The 16,802-nt window shown below is 55.7% G+C and carries 22 protein-coding genes; 7 read left to right on the plus strand and 15 right to left on the minus strand.

The features are described from left to right. Nucleotides 1–49: 49 nt before the first annotated feature. On the minus strand, nt 50–961 hold the full coding sequence (locus BLT01_RS11675; RefSeq protein WP_245696926.1) for a M15 family metallopeptidase: 912 nt from the start codon (nt 959–961) through the stop codon (nt 50–52). A gap of 126 nt (nt 962–1,087) precedes the next feature. Between BLT01_RS11675 and BLT01_RS11680 the strand changes: the two genes are divergently transcribed. Both BLT01_RS11680 and BLT01_RS15515 read left to right on the plus strand, forming a co-directional pair. Further along, nucleotides 1,088–2,239: an MFS transporter gene (locus BLT01_RS11680; protein WP_176765136.1), complete on the plus strand. Its 1,152-nt coding sequence runs from the start codon at nt 1,088–1,090 to the stop codon at nt 2,237–2,239. Nucleotides 2,240–2,320: 81 nt separating this feature from the next. Further along, on the plus strand, nt 2,321–2,446 hold the full coding sequence (locus tag BLT01_RS15515) for a hypothetical protein (RefSeq protein ID WP_260470044.1): 126 nt from the start codon (nt 2,321–2,323) through the stop codon (nt 2,444–2,446). 24 nt (nt 2,447–2,470) lie between these two features. On the opposite strand, the gene BLT01_RS11685 is transcribed toward BLT01_RS15515, so the two are convergent. From BLT01_RS11685 to BLT01_RS11710, 6 genes are all read right to left on the minus strand, one after another. Further along, on the minus strand, nt 2,471–2,722 hold the full coding sequence (locus BLT01_RS11685; protein ID WP_092097944.1) for a hypothetical protein: 252 nt from the start codon (nt 2,720–2,722) through the stop codon (nt 2,471–2,473). Nucleotides 2,723–2,836: 114 nt separating this feature from the next. Beyond that, nucleotides 2,837–3,601: a membrane protein insertase YidC gene (yidC, locus tag BLT01_RS11690; protein WP_092097946.1), complete on the minus strand. Its 765-nt coding sequence runs from the start codon at nt 3,599–3,601 to the stop codon at nt 2,837–2,839. 65 nt (nt 3,602–3,666) lie between these two features. Next, the gene (locus BLT01_RS11695) at nt 3,667–4,455 is read right to left on the minus strand and encodes an AraC family transcriptional regulator (protein ID WP_092097948.1); all 789 of its coding nucleotides are present in this window, start codon (nt 4,453–4,455) and stop codon (nt 3,667–3,669) included. 25 nt (nt 4,456–4,480) lie between these two features. Next, nucleotides 4,481–5,386, minus strand: a complete 906-nt coding sequence (locus BLT01_RS11700; protein WP_092097950.1) for a diacylglycerol/lipid kinase family protein — start codon at nt 5,384–5,386, stop codon at nt 4,481–4,483. A 121-nt stretch (nt 5,387–5,507) separates the two neighbouring features. Continuing rightward, entirely contained in the window at nt 5,508–5,957 is a 450-nt protein-coding gene (locus tag BLT01_RS11705) for a hypothetical protein (protein ID WP_092097952.1), read from the minus strand. Nucleotides 5,958–6,018: 61 nt separating this feature from the next. After that, the gene (locus BLT01_RS11710) at nt 6,019–6,474 is read right to left on the minus strand and encodes a GNAT family N-acetyltransferase (RefSeq protein ID WP_092097954.1); all 456 of its coding nucleotides are present in this window, start codon (nt 6,472–6,474) and stop codon (nt 6,019–6,021) included. Nucleotides 6,475–6,584: 110 nt separating this feature from the next. On the opposite strand from BLT01_RS11710, the gene BLT01_RS11715 reads away from it, so the two are divergent. Beyond that, on the plus strand, nt 6,585–7,079 hold the full coding sequence (locus tag BLT01_RS11715; RefSeq protein WP_092097955.1) for a GNAT family N-acetyltransferase: 495 nt from the start codon (nt 6,585–6,587) through the stop codon (nt 7,077–7,079). Between the two features lie 83 nt (nt 7,080–7,162). Here the strand turns inward: BLT01_RS11715 and BLT01_RS11720 are convergent, their stop codons facing one another. The 3 genes from BLT01_RS11720 to BLT01_RS11730 form a co-directional block, all read right to left on the minus strand. Further along, complete coding sequence (locus tag BLT01_RS11720; protein ID WP_092097957.1) at nt 7,163–7,651, minus strand: DUF4064 domain-containing protein; 489 nt, start codon at nt 7,649–7,651, stop codon at nt 7,163–7,165. Between the two features lie 345 nt (nt 7,652–7,996). Continuing rightward, nucleotides 7,997–8,281, minus strand: coding sequence for a GNAT family N-acetyltransferase (locus BLT01_RS11725; RefSeq protein WP_092097991.1), 285 nt, complete (start codon nt 8,279–8,281; stop codon nt 7,997–7,999). Between the two features lie 45 nt (nt 8,282–8,326). After that, nucleotides 8,327–9,292 (minus strand): ring-cleaving dioxygenase, encoded by a 966-nt coding sequence (locus tag BLT01_RS11730; protein ID WP_092097959.1) that lies wholly within the window; start codon nt 9,290–9,292, stop codon nt 8,327–8,329. A 135-nt stretch (nt 9,293–9,427) separates the two neighbouring features. Between BLT01_RS11730 and BLT01_RS15070 the strand changes: the two genes are divergently transcribed. Then, complete coding sequence (locus tag BLT01_RS15070; RefSeq protein ID WP_176765137.1) at nt 9,428–10,150, plus strand: DUF3784 domain-containing protein; 723 nt, start codon at nt 9,428–9,430, stop codon at nt 10,148–10,150. 178 nt (nt 10,151–10,328) lie between these two features. Here the strand turns inward: BLT01_RS15070 and BLT01_RS11745 are convergent, their stop codons facing one another. From BLT01_RS11745 to mntR, 3 genes are all read right to left on the minus strand, one after another. After that, nucleotides 10,329–11,240, minus strand: coding sequence for a DUF1002 domain-containing protein (locus tag BLT01_RS11745; RefSeq protein WP_092097963.1), 912 nt, complete (start codon nt 11,238–11,240; stop codon nt 10,329–10,331). A 70-nt stretch (nt 11,241–11,310) separates the two neighbouring features. Continuing rightward, nucleotides 11,311–12,186 (minus strand): CvfB family protein, encoded by an 876-nt coding sequence (locus BLT01_RS11750; RefSeq protein WP_092097965.1) that lies wholly within the window; start codon nt 12,184–12,186, stop codon nt 11,311–11,313. A gap of 2 nt (nt 12,187–12,188) precedes the next feature. Next, nucleotides 12,189–12,626, minus strand: a complete 438-nt coding sequence (gene mntR / locus BLT01_RS11755) for a transcriptional regulator MntR (protein ID WP_092097967.1) — start codon at nt 12,624–12,626, stop codon at nt 12,189–12,191. A 129-nt stretch (nt 12,627–12,755) separates the two neighbouring features. Here mntR and BLT01_RS15075 point away from each other — a divergent pair, with 129 nt between their 5' ends. Continuing rightward, nucleotides 12,756–12,911, plus strand: a complete 156-nt coding sequence (locus BLT01_RS15075) for a lmo0937 family membrane protein (RefSeq protein ID WP_125903862.1) — start codon at nt 12,756–12,758, stop codon at nt 12,909–12,911. Nucleotides 12,912–13,120: 209 nt separating this feature from the next. Here the strand turns inward: BLT01_RS15075 and BLT01_RS11760 are convergent, their stop codons facing one another. After that, nucleotides 13,121–14,230 (minus strand): GNAT family N-acetyltransferase, encoded by a 1,110-nt coding sequence (locus tag BLT01_RS11760; RefSeq protein WP_092097970.1) that lies wholly within the window; start codon nt 14,228–14,230, stop codon nt 13,121–13,123. Nucleotides 14,231–14,561: 331 nt separating this feature from the next. Between BLT01_RS11760 and BLT01_RS11765 the strand changes: the two genes are divergently transcribed. Then, the gene (locus tag BLT01_RS11765; RefSeq protein WP_092097973.1) at nt 14,562–14,978 is read left to right on the plus strand and encodes a universal stress protein; all 417 of its coding nucleotides are present in this window, start codon (nt 14,562–14,564) and stop codon (nt 14,976–14,978) included. 96 nt (nt 14,979–15,074) lie between these two features. Beyond that, nucleotides 15,075–16,091, plus strand: a complete 1,017-nt coding sequence (locus BLT01_RS11770) for a DmpA family aminopeptidase (RefSeq protein ID WP_092097976.1) — start codon at nt 15,075–15,077, stop codon at nt 16,089–16,091. 138 nt (nt 16,092–16,229) lie between these two features. On the opposite strand, the gene BLT01_RS11775 is transcribed toward BLT01_RS11770, so the two are convergent. Next, nucleotides 16,230–16,604 carry a hypothetical protein gene (locus tag BLT01_RS11775; protein WP_092097979.1) on the minus strand — a complete coding sequence of 125 codons (375 nt, stop codon included), beginning with the start codon at nt 16,602–16,604 and terminating at the stop codon, nt 16,230–16,232. Between the last annotated feature and the right edge of the window lie 198 nt (nt 16,605–16,802).

Here is a 16,802-nt window from a genome sequence, read left to right on the forward strand (position 1 = left end):
GTTTGTCATGTATTCTTTCATCTGGCGAGATCACTTTGGATGTCTCGCCTTATTTCTCCGGTTCCGGCGGCTCTGTACGCCCGTCCTTCACAAGCAGATATTCTTCCAGGGTGATGCCGCGCGAATGAATCCGGCCGGCCACTTTCTTGCCGACATAACGGTAGTGCCACGACTCATGCATGTAGCCGGTGACGTCTTCCTTTCCTTCCGGATAGCGCAGGATGAAGCCGTACCGATGGGCATTGGCGAAAAGCCACTGTCCCGCCGGCGTGTCGCCGAACGATTCGCGGGCGTAATGCTCAGGCTGTGTTGCCTCGCCGATGTCAAAAGCGAAACCGGTCTGATGCTCCGAGTACCCGGGACGCGCGCTGTAGCGGTCCGCTGCCTCGACACCGTCACGCTCGACGTACCGGTCATACAGCTCCTGTTGGCGCTCGAACGTCCTGAACGTGCTGAACGCATCCAGATCGAACCCTTCAAGCAGCGCCTCCGCGGCCATTTCCTCGAATGCCTCACGCGCTTCGGGGCTTTCACCTGGCGCGAACCCCGAAGGAAGGGGGTACTTTTTGTTCGCCAGAAGGATGCCATCAATATAGGTCGGTTCAGGCGGAAGTTCGCGGCCATCGACATAAGTACCGATGCCTTCAAGCGGATCCGCCTCCGGCTGCTTTGTCGTGTCGCCGCTTGCAGGCAACCGGCCTTCTTCCGCATCGCCATCCCCGGCCACACTCCCGCCGCTGTCCGGTTCTTCGGTCTCTGCCCGGTCGGTCTCTGCCCGGTCCGTCTCCTGTTCCTGTCCCGGTGTCCCGCCGCTGAGGGCGCCTTTGATCCTTTCCGGATCCCAGCCGTTCATGCCAGCGAACACCGCTGCTCCGCCGACCAGCAGGACGACTGCCGCAATGACAGTGATCCATACGCCTTTCCGCTCGCTTTTCTGTTTCCGTCCATCCATTCTGCCCATTCTTGGTGACCCTTCTTTCATGGAATTTCCATTGGTCTATCGTATCATATCAGGTGCCGTTCCGCGCCCGTCTCTGTTATGCTATGATGCATTTGTGACAAATCTATTAAGTGCGGAGGATCCATTTTGAAATCTCGCTGGCTCTCCCTGAATTTCTTCGCGTTCTTCTTTACTTGGGGGATCTTCCTCCCCTATTGGACGGGCTGGCTTGTCTCCGCCAAAGGCCTCACTGTTTTCCAGGCGGGCACCGTCATGGGGACAGGCATGTTCATCAGGGCGTTTTCGACACTGTTCCTGTTCCCTGCGGCGGCAAGGCGCTTCCCGATCGCCGGCGTGATGAAAGCCGGCGTCGTGCTGTCATTCCTCATTGCCCTGCTCTACATGCCGGCAGGCTCCTATACGGCAATCCTCATCGTCACCGCGGCCTTCAATATCGTTTATCCGAACCTGTTGCCGGCAATGGAGACAAGTGCCTCCGTCCTGATCCAGAAAGACCGGATCAATTACAGCCGAAGCCGCGCCTACGGCTCCGCCGGCTATATGGTTGCCGTTCTGATTGTCGGGGCGGTCACTGCCCTGTTCGGCAATGAGGCGATTCTCTGGGCGATGTTCGCGGGGCTCCTGCTCATGCTGGGGACTCAATATACGGCGGTCCCTGCATCGCTCGGTCGCGGAGAGCCCGGGAAGCCGCCGGAAAAACGGTCCGGTGCATTCCGGGAACTTGTCCGCAACCGCGGTTTCCTGACCGTCCTGGCCGTCTCGGTACTGCTGCAGGGCGCGCACGCTTCCTATTACAACTACGGTTTTGTGTACCTGGAAGATCTTGGCGTCGCGAGTTTCACAATCGGCCTCGTGCTGAACGTGGCCATCCTTTTTGAAATTCTGTTTTTCGGCACCGCAGACCGGCTGTTCGGCAACACGCCGGCTTCCCGGATGTTCCTGCTGGCGGCGGCCGGCTCGACCCTGCGCTGGGTGCTGATTTTCCTGATGCCGACCGTATGGATGTTTACCCTTACACAGGCGTTGCATGCGGCTTCGTTCGGCATCGCGCATGTCGCCTTTATCCGCTATATCTCCGAAAAGTTGCCGACCCGCCTGATTGCACCTGCCCAGGCATTGTATGCGGCATTTGCGATGAGCCTCAGCACCGCCTTCCTTACTCTGCTCGGCGGAGCTCTATACGAGATACAGCCAGGCCTGTCGTTCCTCAGCATGGTCATTTGCACGGTCCCGGCCGCCCTGATCGTCTTTTCGACAAAAAAGCGCTTCTCCTACTAACGGCCTATTTTATCGGATTACGGACAAATGCCCAGTCGGGCGCCCGTATAGTCTGGGAAAAGAGGGAAAAGGAGCATTTTTATGAAACCGATCTCGATCCAGGATATTCTTCAATTGATGGAAAGGCTGGATGTGTTGCTCGCGGAACGGGAGCGCCTCATCCCGGCAAGGGGAAGCAAGACAGAAAACGCGCTCGGTCAAAAATGACCGGCGCGTTTTTGTGTGGGGCGATCAGATAAAGAGCATGACTGCCAGGACGATGAACAGGATACCGAAAAACCCGGCCAGCAGGTTCATCCATTTCGCTTCCTTCATCATGCCCCGCTCCCTGAATCCTGCGGCGCGCGCGGTATTGGTCAGGACGAACAGGAGCGCCATCGACAGGCCAGCCGCATGCATCGCCTGGCGGATAATAAAGACCAGGGTCAGAATGAATACCACCGCGATCCCGATCCCGAACATCCACCGCTTATTCTTCGACATCCCCTTCATCCCCTTTTCCCATTCTGATCTAAAGTGAAAAACGGCAGTGCCCCGGCCTCGCGTGAGACTCCCTGGCCACTGCCGTATGTTCGGATTGCCGGATGGTTTGCCGGCTTATTGCTCCACTGCCTTTTCCGGATGCTGGTAATAGAACTTCCGTCCGATATATGTCTGGATCACAAGGATCGCACCGCTGACCGCCCAGTAGAGCGGAAGCGCGGACATCGCCGTAAAGGAGATGAACGTAATCATGATCGGGGACATGTAGACAAACATCTTCATCTGCTTTTGCTGCTGTTCAGGCATCGTCCAGAGTGAGACGCGTGCCTGCAGGAGGTAGACGACCCCCGCAATCAGGGCCATGATCATATCCGGAGAGCCGAGATTGAACCAGAGGAACTGGTGGGATTTGACGTCCCCGGAATACAGGATGGCAAAGTAAAGGCCCATGATGATCGGCATCTGGATAAGAACGGGCAGGCATCCCATGTTAAGCGGGTTGACGCCGTGTTTCTGGTAGAGGCCCATCATTTCCTGCTGGAGCTTCATCTGTTCGTCCTTGTCCTTCGTTTCCTTCAGACGTTTCTGGATATCTTCCATCTCCGGGCGGAGCGCGTCCATCTTCACCTTCATCGCCTGCTGGGTTTTGTAGTTCTTCAGCATGAGCGGCATGAGGATCAGACGGATGATGACCGTGATGGCGATGATTGCCAATCCATAGTTTCCGTTAAAGAAGGTCCCGAGTGACTCAAGGGACCAGTCCATCGGCCGGACGAATAAGTTATAAAACGTGCCTTCCTTGTTCTCGACGCTTGAGCATCCGCCAAGGAGCAACGCTGCAGCTGCCAACGTCAGGACGAGGCCAATTCGCTTATTCAATCGATTCACCTACAACTTTTTTAGACTATAGTGTAGTATACACCACCCGTTGCAGGCTTTTCAATTTATGTTCCGGTCTCTTCGGCGCTTCCCGGCACAACCGAGGTAAAGTAATCGATGTCGTTACGCTCCCTGAACTGCTTCGGAGTCACATTTGTATACTTTTTGAACGTCCGTGTAAAGTAGCTTTGGTTGCAGAAACTGAAGCGTTCCGAAACTTCCGATATTTTCATATCCGTGTTGCGGAGGAAAAACTGGGATTCCTCGATTTTCCGCATATTGATGTAGTCGATCAGCGTCAGCCCGGCATGTTCCCGGAAAATCCGCGAGAGGTGGCTGGTACTGATTCCGGCGCGCTTTGCCAGTTGATCGACAGTGATCGGGTCTTCGATCGAGGCATCGATGAATTGGATGATGTCGTTAACAATCGGGTGGGGGAGTTCCGGCTTATCGCGGCCTTCAAGGACGTGGATAAAGAACTCTATGAGGTCGTTGGTCGTCTCCGTGATGTCCATGTTTCCCGCTTTGCGGTCCACGATGCGCATCGCGGTGATGTTCGTCGCAACGGCCCATTCGGGAGGGAATTTCGGAACCATGAGGAAGCGGGCGGTCAGCGCGGCGAAGATGATGTAGTAATTGGCTACGTCTTTCACCCAACGGTCTCCGGCGATATCCTTGACCATCATGATAATCCGGTTCAGCCGATCCTTGGCCCTGGCACGGTCCCCTTCGGCCACCGCTTCAAGCAAGTCTTTCTCAAGATGATAGAAATCCTCGCTCCGTTCATACGCCTTCAATACCTCGACCCGGTCCATAAACAGGTTGGCCATGTATTGCAGACCCGGGTCCTTCATCCTGTTGCACCTCTATTCCTCATGATCATTCTCCTTCCGTTGGTTCCGGCGCCAAGATATTCAGATGACGGGGCAGGACTCTGATTCCGATCGGGGTTTTTCCGCCTTCGTCACCATCTATATTGCAGGCAAGCGGCTCGTCCGTCTCGATGCGCACGCGGGCCGTCCGGATTTTCTCGACCGCCCCCTCCTCCTGCAGCTTTCCAAGAAGGAGCGACACGGACATTTTTAAAAGCCCGGGCAGCTTGCTCTGCTTGATCACTGTCAGGTGGAGCATCCCGTCATCCGTCCTGGCATCGGGATTCATCTTCTCGAAACCGCCCACCGAATTCGTCAGGGCAACCAGGATCAGCGATGCCTGTCCGGTCCACTTGCCGCTGTCATGGGTGACGGTGAATCGGTTCCCTTCATCAGTCAGCAGCGTCTGCAGCCCATGCCCGGCGTAGGCAAGCGTGCCGAAGCGCGTCTTCTCACCGGCCGGCACGTCCATCACGCCTTCAGCCAGGCTGCCTGCCGCAAGGACGTTCATGAAATAGCGGCTGCCGGCTTGGCCGATATCGGTCGGCCTTGCAACAAACCCGGGGAGCCGGCGGATCGCTTCCTCAGGGTCCAGGGGGATAGCAAGCGCCCTGGCAAAATCGTTTACCGTGCCGAGCGGGATCAGGGCAAAATCCGGGCGGTCAGATTCCCCCGCGAGTCCATTGATCGCCTCGTTTACCGTGCCGTCGCCGCCCATTGCGACGACCAGGGCATGCCCGCTTCTGGCGGCTTCCCTGGCAAAGGCGGTCGCATCGCCCTCCTTCTCCGTGGCCCGGATTTCCACGGAATACCCCATTTCCTCCAGCACTTGCACACCCTGTGCCCTGTAGGATTCCGCCATCTCCTTTCCCGAAGAGGGATTCAGGATAAAAACAGCCTTCCCTTTTTCCATGACACACGTCCTTCCGGTTTCCTTAAATACTAATTCTATACCCAAACGTGGTTGTTTTTCACACATTTATGCAAAAAAAATACCCATCCATTTATCGGATGGGCATTAGGCAGTAGCCATTTTAGGGTTTTTCGGTGTCGATGCGGTTTTCCGTCGCGGCGGAATCCGTTTCCTCATTCATCTGCTCGGCTGCCGCCTCATCATTGCTGCCGAGGCTCGCTTTTTGCTGGCCCGCGGGCTCGCCGGTTTTCTTTTTGGTGTACAGGCCGTCTTCGTCAGGATTCTTTTTCATGTTCTTTTTGTCCTCCACTTCCTGGTTGTAGTAGTGGACGCTTGTCTGGGCCCCTTCGGCCACCATGTCATTGTCCTGGAAGTCATATGGATCGGAAAGGCCCGCTTTCGTTTCCTCATAGTTGCGGTTCACCTTTTGGGACTCCATGAATGAATCCATCTTTGTCTTCAGATTGTTGAAGGCGACCATCGCCTTGTCACGGTTTTCCTTTTTGCTGAAGTACGCGTAGGCACCCGCCGCGAGACCTGCCAATAATAGATTCTTATTCTTTTTAGCCATGTCCATCATCCTCCAGTTTGATTTTCAGTCTTGAATGGGTTTGTCAGTAAAGTATACCCCTTCACTCGCCGCCAGAAACCACGAGGCGCATATCCACGTGCGGGATTCCATCTTCATCATACGGGCCGGAAACTTCCCGGAACCCGCAGGATGCATAAAAATCTTTCAGATGATACTGCGCAGAAAGCCGTACCGGGATATCGCCGTACCGCTCCGCGGCAACCTCTTTTGCCCTTTCGACAAGTACACGCGCAATCCCTTTTCCCCTATGGGATTTCCTGACGACGACACGGCCGATTGCCGGGTCCGGATGAACGGCACCGGGCATGAGCACCCTTGCATAGGCGGCAAGCGTGTCGCCCTCCCAGCCGGCAAGATGAAGGGCAGCCGGATCATGTCCATCGATTTCCGGATACGGGCAAGCCTGCTCGACGACGAATACATCGACACGCAGTTTGAGGATTTCATAGAGTTCATCTGCAGTGAGTTCCGAGAATTTTTTGAGGGTCCACTTCATCTGTGTCACTTCTTTCATTTCAATTTGATTACATTATTCCACAACATATATCGGAGGGGCGATTTATTTGTTATAGTGGATGGAAATCTATTGCCGAGGTGACCTTTTCCATGATCCGTTTGATGACACGACATGATATCGAGACCGTCCGGCAGATCGCAGCGGTCAGCTACGATGATACGTATGAGGGCCTTCTCCCGGAAGATGTCCAGGAGTCCTTCCTCGCACGCGCTTACGCTTCCCCGATGATGATGAAACGGCTGGAAAAGACGACGATGCTGATAGCGGAACATGAAGGGCGCCCGGTCGGATTTGCCAATTTCACCCGAGTGGATGAAGACGGCGATGCAGAACTGACCGATATGTATCTGCTGCCGGATTACAAGGGCATGGGATTCGGCAAGGCACTGCTTGAGGCCGGCATTTCCACCCTCGAAGACGGCCACCAGCTGTTCGTCTACGTCGATAGCCGGAACGAAGGAGCCCGCCTGTTCTATGAAAAACAGGGATTCGAACTTCTTGAAGAATTCGATGAGCTGTTTGAAGGATTTCCGACGACCACGGTCCAATATGTCTATTACCTGAAAGCACCCGCTCTTGTATGAGCGGGTGCTTTTTTACTCGGCTGCTACGCCTGATGAAAAGCCCCGGCCGGAGGGCCGGGGCTTTGGAGTTGACGTGCAATCGATCATAGAGGGCGCATCGTGTCGTTGTCGTAAGGTGTTTTTTCGACAGGCGGCTTGCGCACGAAGCACATGGTGCCCGCGATGTAGAGCAGAATCGATGTGAGGGAAAGGATACCCGCGAGAACACCGGCGATGATGAACAGGATTCCGCTCAGCTTCACATTTTTGTTGAGCTGGATAAGCGCGACGATGATCAGTACCGAACTGATGACCAGAGCGGCAATAAAGAACCAGCCAAAGTTGACCATCCAATCCATGCCCATGTACATCATGTCGATGATCATCTGTGCATCCGATTCGGTAAGTGTCGGGTCATTCCAGATTTCCGCTTCGAATTCCTGCTGGAACTGCGGATCGTTCGTGAGCATTTTCATGAAGCTGTTCATGACGACCGTCAAAATGATTCCTAGCACGTTGAATACGAGGCCGATGATTCCGAGCACCCGCTCGACGGTCCGCTTGAATGGGCGGTTTAAAGAATTAGGTTCCATTTGATTACACCTCTTTTGTTTTCTTTTATTCTACTTTCTTCTTACGTTTCAAACTACAGAGGGTTTCAATTTTTTTCGGCGAATTGAACTTGGAAGGTTTACCCAAACATTGCGCAGGGTAAATTCAAACTATCAAACCACTCCAGAAGGGGGATACGGACCCATGGAAAAGGAGCTTATCTTCAGTCAGTCCGATGCTATGTACGCCATCGCCGGATCGTCTGTTCTCACTGCACTCCTGCTCTTCATCACATTCTGAGGGAGGTCACCATGACGATCAGCCACAGCAAAACATAAAAAGCAATCCGCACCGAACGAACGGAACGGATTGCTTTTTTCGTGCTCTTATTTTGCTTTGACATCTTCATATTCACCATAGCGGTTGAATGCCGTCACGACGTATGAACAGACCGCTTCCATCTTATAGCCGTTTTGGCGGGCGTAGTCGGCTGCCTCGTCGAGCAGCTTTTTCGCGATTCCGCCGCCGCGCAGCGAAGGATCGACGAAAGTGTGGTCCATGACCATCACATCCCCCATCATCGTCCAAGTGATTTCCGCATCACGCTTGCCGTTTTCCTCGTGCACAAATGCATAGGCATCGCCGCCCAATTCCTTCAGCTCGAATTCCATCATCATCCAACTCCCCTTTCCCCATTGGTGTACCCGGAACGGTGCTCAGTCAAGCTCCAGCGGGCTGAGCGCGGCCTCGATCTCCCGACGGCGCGGCTCCAAGAACGGCGGAAGGGCCAGTGTCTCGCCAAGCGCCTCCATCGGTTCGTCCGAGTCAAAGCCCGGCTCATCCGTCGCCAGTTCAAACAGGATACCGTTCGGCTCCCGGAAATAGATCGACCGGAAATAGTACCGGTCCACCTTGCCGCTCGTCTGGAAGCCGGCATCGCGAAGGTGTGCCTCCCACCGGTCATACTCATCGAAAGTCGGCACGCGGAACGCGACATGGTGGACGCTGCCTCTTCCCGGACGTTCCGGCGGCAGATCCGGCCGCGTCTCGAGATGAACTTCCGCGCCCGCTCCGCCCGCGCCGGTCTCGTAGACGATGATGTCCGGCATGCCGGAAACATCGGACGGGTAAGTCCCCGCTTCCCTGAAACCAAGCACTTCCGTCAGAACGGTCTCTGTCCGTTCCGGATGACGTACCGTCAATTTTACAGGACCGAGCCCGGCAATCGCAAATTCTTCCGGGATATCCGTCTTTCTCCAAGGTATGCCGTACGGGACACCCGAACCGTCATCTGCGACCAGCATCAGCCTGGATCCTTCAGGGTCGGTAAAGGCCAGTGTCTTCCGCCCGTTGCGTTCCAGGATCGCTTCGTGGTCCACGCCCAGTTCATCAAACCGCCTGATCCAGAAACCAAGTGCCGCTTCGGACCTGACCCGGAAACCGGTGCTGCTGATGGAAGAGACTCCCGGATAAGTGCGTCCCGCCATCGGGATTTCGAAATACGTCATATCCGTACCGGGCGTGCCGGCCGCATCTGCATAAAACAGATGGTACATCGAGGGGCTGTCCTGATTGACCGTCTTTTTGACAAGCCGCATGCCGAGCACCCTGGTGAAGAAGTCGTGGTTTTCGGCTCCGCTGGCCGTAATGGCCGAAACATGGTGGATTCCTCCGAGTTGCATAAATTCATCTCCTATTTATCTCGAATTCGAGATTATTTGGTTTCCTTATCTTATACCCTTACAATCCATTTTGCAATCAGCAAGGTTCCCCGATACACTTTAGGAACAGACACCTTAACCGAAAGGAACGTGCACATGCCGCTCATCTTCTGGACCCAATTATTCCTGATCGGACTGTTTGCCTTTTTCGCCTACCTCATCCTGAATCGGCGTGCCTATCTGTTCATTTCGGGATTTGCCACGCGACCGGAAAAAGAACAAGAGCAATTGATCGAAAATGGCTATCCGCAAGGCGTCGGACGTCTTTTCCTCATCATCGCGGCGGGACTTCTTCTCCTGATGCCGCTTGGAATGACCGGATTCCGCTATACGTTCGAATTACAGCTGGCATATATGTTGCTGATGCTGTTCGGCGGGCTCATCCTCCTGTCCCGGCGCGAAGTTCCGCACAAGAGGAAGCGCGCCCTCCGCACCTCGGTCATCATGGCTGCAGTCGTAATCGGGGGGATTTCAGCCCTTCTCTTTACCGGCGCCAGGCAGCCGGACGTCACATTCGGCGACTCCGCGATGGAGATTTCCGGGATGTACGGTGAAACCATCCCCTATTCGGACATCCGCTCCATGAAACTGCTCGATGATCTGCCGGAAGTCCGCTACAAGGAAAACGGCTTCGGTTTCGCCGACTACGCCAAGGGCCGATTTTCCGTAGAAGGCCACGGCTCTTCCCTGCTCTTTGTCGATACAAAGCAGTCACCCGTTCTGCTGATCGAGACAGCCGGCCGACCGGTTTTCATCACGGGCGATCGTCCGGGAGAAACGAAGTCATGGCACAGAAAACTTGAACAGAAAGTCCGATGACGGCATCACCGCGGACTGCCGGTGGACATTCACTGACGGGAACGTCATTCTTGGAGGGCGAATCGTCACTCTCGGGACATGAATCGTCATTCTCGCCTCAGAACATGCCCTTTCATGTAAATCAGAAAAAACGGATGCGCCGGCAACTTTGCCGGCGCATCCGTTTTTTTCTTCAGATTCAGCTAAACAGCGAGCGGACCGAGTCGATCAGGTTGTTGAAGAAGTCTTTGACTTTCTGCCAGAAGCCTTCGTCGTTCACCGTCTCGCGGATCTTGTCGCCGTATTTTTCATTGAAGTCCTGTGCAAACTGACCGAGCTGGTCGGACCATTTGCTGAAGTCGATATCCAGCTGGCGGATGCGGTCCATCAGGTCGATCAGCAGCTGGCGGTCTTCCGGGCTGAGTTCGACCTGGAGCTTGTCAAGCTGCTCGGTGACGATCCGCTCGACATCCTCTTTTGTCGCCGGGTTCTGCTCGGCGATCTGCTGCTTGAGCTCGGTGAGGAGCTCCGTCACCTTCTGCTCATCAATGCCCGACTTTTCGGCGAGCCCGGTGGCGACGGTAAGCTCGTCATTCGCGACGTCGGTCCGCTCCGTATCAAGCGTGCCGCCGCTTGCCTCATACGCCTTGTAGATGCCGGCCAGCGCGGAGTGGCCCGTAACCGGCTTCGGTGCCGCCACATCGACATTGGCATCTTCGATTCCCGCTGTCAGCATCGCATTTGCATACATATCCGATGTCACCTGGGTGATGTTCTCCGGAGTGACAATCTGGATGACGAGGCCGCTTCCCGGCTCCGTCACCGTAATTTTCGCGGACGAATACATCCGGGCCCTCGAATTGGAGCCCTGGATGTACTTGCCGAGATCCTGGCCGGAAACCGTGATTTCCTCGACTTCCGCTTCTTCATCGACTTTCAGGCTGGTCTTCACATTCGCCTTCTGGTCGGCGGTCAGATCCGCGCCGTACACGACGATCGGCACACCGAGCCGTTCATCGACCGCGGGAGCCGCGGATATGGCAGGGCCCGCCAACATTGAAAGGACCAATGCCACAATTGCAGGCAATGCCCATCTTCTCTTTTTGTTCATCTGGTTTTCCCCTTTCATGGATGCAAAAGAACTCCCCACCCATATGAACGGGTGGAGAGGGTAAAAAGTTTCACGAATCCCGCTGGTTATCCTTCAAATAGGTCCAGCCATCTTCCTGCCTGATTTTGCGTTCTTTCAGCAGTTTGCCGATTGCCCGTTTAAACGAAGCTTTGCTCATGTCGAACATTTCGCTGATCTCTTCGGGCGCCGACTTGTCTGTGAACGGCATTTTTCCGCCGGCCCCGTTCAGGTAGCGGAGCACCGTTTCCGCATCATCCCCGATCCGCTCTTCTTTCCGCGGGAGAAGGGAGCCGTTCAGCGAACCGTCATCGCGGATGCCGATCACCCGCACCTCGACTTCCTGCCCGAGCCGCGGCTCGAACTTCATCTCCGTATGGTGGACGAAGATCCGGTACTTTTGCGGCTCGCTCAGCATGAACGCGCCGACCGGAAGCAGCCGGTACGCCCGGGCTTTGAGATTTTTATTGAAAAGAGAGGCCGGGGCATCGACATACTCGTCCTTGATGCGCTCCTCGGTGATCAGCCGGCCGAACAGATTGCCGCCTTTGTCCGTGCGCAGTGTCATGTACAGACAGTCACCGGGCTCCGGCCAGAGCTCCCTGAGCTGCGGCATGTCCTTCGGATTGACGATGACTTCGACGGACGATCCGATGTCCGTCCGGATGCCGTCGCGCCCGTCCGTGTCGATCACTTCCGCCCAGCCGTACGAACCGGCTTCCATCCGGGGCAGCCGGCTCGTCGCGACCAGGTTGCCGCGGCGGTCCGGGTGGAGAAATACTTTCAGCCTGTCCCCTTCATTCAGGTCTTCCGGCGCTTCTGACGCGTTCATATTAAATTCCTGCCCATCACAGGACAGTACCCAGCGGGAGCCTTCCCGCCGTTCCGCGAGCGCCTCGATGATTCGCCCGGATTCCGCCTTTGCCATTTTTATCTCTCCCTTTCTTCATCCCCACCGCCTGCCGTACGCTGCCGCATCAACTGGCCGAGCATGGCCGGATGGTCTTCGAGGACCTGCACAAGTTCGGTGATGCGATCGATTGCGTCCCAGCTCAGGTGGTGCTCAATCCCTTCGACGTCGTTGTAGACATGCTTTTCGTCCACACCGATCAGCCGGAGAAATCGTTCAAGCAGCTCATGGCGGCCGGCCAGCTTCCGGCCGAATGCTTCGCCCTTTGAAGTTAATATTAACCCTTTATAGCGTTCATAAACTAAGTAGCCTTCCCGGTCAAGCTTCCTTGCCATCTTCGTCACTGACGACGGCAGGACTTCCAGCGCCTCCGCGACGTCGGATACGCGAGCCTCCCCGGTCACGGCCGACTTCAGCCAGATTTGCTCAAGATAGTCTTCCATACTCGGCGTCGCCATGCCAGATCCGCCCCTTCCATTGCCTGTCCGTCCATTATAGCACGGAGTCAGGGATGCCCGTCCCGGTTTATCCGGGATCGCCGGAGGGTAGGATTTGGTTAACAGACAAGACGGAAAGCGGGTGACGTCATGGGCAAAATCCTTTGGTGGGTCATACTGATTCTGATTGCATTCTGGCTGATCGGTTTCCTTCTCGATATTTTCGGCGGGCTGATCCACATCGTCCTTATCATTGCCGGAATCATCTTCATCTTCCAGCTGATCACCGGCAGGAACAAGTATTAAATAAAGGGATGCCGCATGCAAGTGGAGCGGCATCCCTTTATTTTCGTGGCGGGGCGGGCGGAGGCAGGTTTCTTAACACCCGGCGGGAATTGCTTGACATTCGGAAGGTCTTCCCTAACACTCGGGCCGATTTGCTTAACACTCATCAAAACCGCGCTGCCTGCCCACAAAAATCCGGCGGTCCTCATGGGAATCCGCCGGCGGATCACTTACTTCAATTTTGCATAGACGCATGTGTCGCGCAGGCTGCCGTCCGCGGCGACATCATCACTTTTCAGGATGCCCTCGAGTTCATAACCCAGTTTTTCCGGGATTGCCCGGCTCTTCCTGTTCTCCGTGTCGCAGCGGATCTCGATGCGGCGGGCGCCGAGCGTCTCCGCGGCGAACTGCGTAATCCGTTCCACGGCTTCCGTCATATAGCCGAGCCCCGTGTAGCGGGTATCGATCCAGTAGCCGATCTCGAATTTCGGGACGTTCCAGTTGATCCGATGCAGGCCGGACGAGCCGATGAACGCGCCGTCTTCCCGCCGGTAAAGATGCAGACGCAAATCTTTCCGGGTGATAAAATCGGCCACCGCTCCTCTCAGGCTGTCTTCCACGCCCTCCAGTGTCGGCTTGTCCTTGGCAAACGGGAGCCATTCTTTCAGCTCCGGATGCGAGTAAGTGAGCGCATCGTAAACATCCGCTGCATCCTCCACACGCGGCGCCCGGATAAGGAGCCGCTCCGAATGGAATTCTTCCGGGAAGCCCGGCGGCCGGCCGTGGTTATCGGCTGCCGCGGCAATTTCCCTGTCGTTCCATTCCACAGGGGTTGTCTTGCCGCTCTCGAAGTCCTCCCGTGTAATGCCGTATGTGACCGCATCATAGTATGAATCCTCTTTCGGGGAGTACCATGACTTCCGGAGGTGGCCTTCTTTCACGAATCCCGCCCTCTCGAACGTTTTCCTCATCGCGGCGTTGTCCTGGCGGGTATGCCCCTCCAGCCGGATCTTCTTGTCCGGCAGGCTGAACACATAGTCGCAGATCAGGCGGAGCGCCCTCGGGCCGAATCCCCTGCCGCGCGCCCGTTCCGCAATCCTCAGATCAAACATCGGGATCTCGTCCTGCATGTCATACAGCTTGACGATGCCGACCTTTTCCCTGTCATCGGTCTCCACCCAGAACGTTTTCACTTCGTCGGATTCGTAGCCTCCGTCATCGATCGCCTTCTCGATCATCTTCCGAGCGGGATGCGGAATGCCGTGATACGGCCAGCTGTTCTCCGTCATGAAGTGGATGAGTTCTTCCTGTTCCTGCATCGTCCATTCCGTCAGTTTCATCCGTGTCCCCCCTTGCCGCATGGCCGTTTCCCGGTCAAAAGGCCGGGAAACGGAGCGTCAGCTGCTCCGGAACAAACAGATGCAGCGCGACAATTTTTGAGTGCTACTGAAAACATAGCCGTTTCTTTGATTATACACAACGTTTTCCGGCTTAGCTTCTATTCGTTATCCACATGCGGGCCGGAAAACCTTTTTCTTTTGAGTCAAAAGGTTTTCAATCGGAATGGAGGGAATATAGTATAAATAGAGAACGTTTCCCCGCGTCCGGTTGGCCGGGCGCCGGGGGCGGTGAATCCGCCCATTCCGGAAACCGAAGGAGGACACCGGACGAATGTACGAAAAAATCATCGTTGCAGTGGACGGCTCCGCGCACTCGGGCCGAGCGGCCAAACATGGGGCCACTATCGCGAAAGCGACAGGCGCGTCCGTCGACCTGCTTTATGTCGTCGATTATGACCGCTCGCGCCCGCAAGAATTTGAACACGTCACAAAAGAAGAGCTGGACTCATACATCCGGGACCAGTTGTCCGAGATTTTCACAGTTTTCAGTGACATGGGAATCCGGCCCGAACTGCAGATCCAGTTCGGCGAACCCGGACCCGCCATCGTCAAATTCATCAATTCCGCCGGCTATGACCTGGCCATCGTGGGCAGCCGCGGTTTAAACGCCTTCCAGGAGATGGTGCTTGGCAGCGTCAGCCACAAAGTCGCCAAACGTGCCGAATGCCCCGTCCTGCTCGTGAAATGAGCCGTCCCAAAAAGCGGGACGGCTTTTTCATGCACCCGTTTGTGGCCGAACTTTGAGATAATGGGAAGCAGAAAATGCACAAGGGGGATGCGGCAAATGAAAAAAGGAAAATGGAATGCCATCACGGATGTCGAAGGGGTGGCGGTCGGTCACGTCACGCTGGACCGGCCCGGGGACGGGGAGGATTATTTCTGCACCGGGGTGACGGCCATCCTCCCGCACGGGGGCAACTGCTTCGAGGAAAAACCGTCCGCCGCCTCGTTTGTATTGAACGGCTTCGGCAAGACGGCAGGACTCGTCCAGGTCGAGGAACTCGGCGTCCTGGAATCCCCGATCATGCTGACAAACACATTCAGCGTGGGGGCGGTGCTTGAAGGCACGCTCCAATACATGCTGGACGCAAACCCGGCCATCGGGGATTCCACCAGTTCGCTCAATATCGTGGTCGGGGAGTGCAACGACAGTTACCTGAACTCGATGCGGAAAATGGCCGTGCGGCCGGAAGATGCCTTCCGCGCCATCCGCGAAGCGGAAGGCGGTGAACTGGCACAGGGTGCGGTAGGCGCCGGCAAGGGCATGATCTGCTACGGGGCAAAGGGCGGAATCGGCAGTTCTTCCCGGATCGTGGAGGCCGGCAGCCGGTCGTTTACCGTCGGCACGCTCGTCCTCACCAACTTCGGCCGCGGCCATGAATGCCGGTTTCCGGGATGGGTGCCGCCGGCAGAACCGGCCCCCGAGACACCGGTCGCCGAACCGGAAAAGCGCCCGGACGGCTCGGTCATCATCGTCGTCGCGACCGATGCCCCGCTGGATCCCCGCCAGCTAAAACGCATTGCCAGGCGCGCCGCAATCGGGCTCGGCCGGACAGGCACACACATCCACAACGGGAGCGGCGACATCATCATCGCTTTCTCCAACGGGTTGCTTACCCCGCACGGCGGCGAAGACATGACCGTCACCCGGGAACTCATCAAAGACGACCACCCGGTCATGAATGATCTGTTCGAAGCGGCGATCACTTCGACCGAGGAAGCTGTCCTGCAGTCGCTCCTTCATGCGGAGACAACAGCCGGCAGGAAAGGAAGAGTGGTCAGGAAAGCGGAATTTCGCTGAGGATCAACCATAAAAAGAGAACTCCCGGGTTATCGGAAGTTCTCTTTTTCTATCTGCTTTTTTGTACCCGGTTCCGCAGCAATCCATAAAGCTGGATCGGCCCAAAGGCGTGATCAGCATCCATCATGTCCTTTTCGCTTAAAAACCGGTCACTTGATCAAATGGCCGCTGCTCCCCGTTCACCCTGACGTCGATTTTGTCTCGTTTCGCGTCTGTCCTCAGTTTGTAGATGTGGGTTTCCGTGACCTCCTGTTTGCTGCCGGACTCGTCCAGCTTGATGATGACTCTATTGTCTTTGATCTCATAATCTGCCGTCACAGCCCGCTCCGACTGGAAAACGATATAGGAATGGTCTCTCGAAGAAAGCAGTTGAAGCGGCAGTTTGGGCCGCACATGCTCCCAGACATCTCCCGGCACCTGGTTGACTTCATTGAAACTCGTAACTTCCGGGTCGCTGCAGCCTGCCGCAAAGAAACCTGCAACGACTAGCAAGGCAACTAACAGGATCCTCATTTTGTTCCCCACTCCCCAGATGATCTGTCCGCATATTTAAAGTCCGGTGTCCTTATTGCAACCTCTGGCTCCTTGTTTCATTTTCTGGTTCCTTGTTTCAAACCCACACTCCTTATTTCAACTCCACACTCCTTATTTCAATTCCCCGCTCCTTATTTCAAATCCGCACTCCTTGTTTCAAACCTACACTCCTTATTT

The organism is Bhargavaea beijingensis, from assembly GCF_900101985.1.
Taxonomy (GTDB): domain Bacteria; phylum Bacillota; class Bacilli; order Bacillales_A; family Planococcaceae; genus Bhargavaea; species Bhargavaea beijingensis.

What these genes read in the sequence shown, in the direction of transcription:
- BLT01_RS11705 (WP_092097952.1), bottom strand. Translation starts at nt 5,957, where the DNA reads ATGGCTAAAAAGAATAAGAATCTATTATTGGCAGGTCTCGCGGCGGGT.
- BLT01_RS11730 (WP_092097959.1), bottom strand. Translation starts at nt 9,292, where the DNA reads ATGCAACTCGGAGGAATCCACCATGTTTCGGCCATTACGGCCAGCGGA.
- mntR (WP_092097967.1), bottom strand. Translation starts at nt 12,626, where the DNA reads ATGGCGACGCCGAGTATGGAAGACTATCTTGAGCAAATCTGGCTGAAG.
- BLT01_RS11765 (WP_092097973.1), top strand. Translation starts at nt 14,562, where the DNA reads ATGTACGAAAAAATCATCGTTGCAGTGGACGGCTCCGCGCACTCGGGC.
- BLT01_RS11700 (WP_092097950.1), bottom strand. Translation starts at nt 5,386, where the DNA reads ATGGAAAAAGGGAAGGCTGTTTTTATCCTGAATCCCTCTTCGGGAAAG.
- BLT01_RS11715 (WP_092097955.1), top strand. Translation starts at nt 6,585, where the DNA reads ATGATCCGTTTGATGACACGACATGATATCGAGACCGTCCGGCAGATC.
- BLT01_RS11710 (WP_092097954.1), bottom strand. Translation starts at nt 6,474, where the DNA reads ATGAAGTGGACCCTCAAAAAATTCTCGGAACTCACTGCAGATGAACTC.
- BLT01_RS11745 (WP_092097963.1), bottom strand. Translation starts at nt 11,240, where the DNA reads ATGAACAAAAAGAGAAGATGGGCATTGCCTGCAATTGTGGCATTGGTC.
- BLT01_RS11720 (WP_092097957.1), bottom strand. Translation starts at nt 7,651, where the DNA reads ATGGAACCTAATTCTTTAAACCGCCCATTCAAGCGGACCGTCGAGCGG.
- BLT01_RS15075 (WP_125903862.1), top strand. Translation starts at nt 12,756, where the DNA reads ATGGGCAAAATCCTTTGGTGGGTCATACTGATTCTGATTGCATTCTGG.
- BLT01_RS11770 (WP_092097976.1), top strand. Translation starts at nt 15,075, where the DNA reads ATGAAAAAAGGAAAATGGAATGCCATCACGGATGTCGAAGGGGTGGCG.
- BLT01_RS11685 (WP_092097944.1), bottom strand. Translation starts at nt 2,722, where the DNA reads ATGTCGAAGAATAAGCGGTGGATGTTCGGGATCGGGATCGCGGTGGTA.
- BLT01_RS11695 (WP_092097948.1), bottom strand. Translation starts at nt 4,455, where the DNA reads ATGAAGGACCCGGGTCTGCAATACATGGCCAACCTGTTTATGGACCGG.
- BLT01_RS15070 (WP_176765137.1), top strand. Translation starts at nt 9,428, where the DNA reads ATGCCGCTCATCTTCTGGACCCAATTATTCCTGATCGGACTGTTTGCC.
- BLT01_RS11775 (WP_092097979.1), bottom strand. Translation starts at nt 16,604, where the DNA reads ATGAGGATCCTGTTAGTTGCCTTGCTAGTCGTTGCAGGTTTCTTTGCG.
- BLT01_RS11750 (WP_092097965.1), bottom strand. Translation starts at nt 12,186, where the DNA reads ATGGCAAAGGCGGAATCCGGGCGAATCATCGAGGCGCTCGCGGAACGG.
- BLT01_RS15515 (WP_260470044.1), top strand. Translation starts at nt 2,321, where the DNA reads ATGAAACCGATCTCGATCCAGGATATTCTTCAATTGATGGAAAGGCTG.
- BLT01_RS11675 (WP_245696926.1), bottom strand. Translation starts at nt 961, where the DNA reads ATGGGCAGAATGGATGGACGGAAACAGAAAAGCGAGCGGAAAGGCGTA.
- BLT01_RS11760 (WP_092097970.1), bottom strand. Translation starts at nt 14,230, where the DNA reads ATGAAACTGACGGAATGGACGATGCAGGAACAGGAAGAACTCATCCAC.
- BLT01_RS11725 (WP_092097991.1), bottom strand. Translation starts at nt 8,281, where the DNA reads ATGGAATTCGAGCTGAAGGAATTGGGCGGCGATGCCTATGCATTTGTG.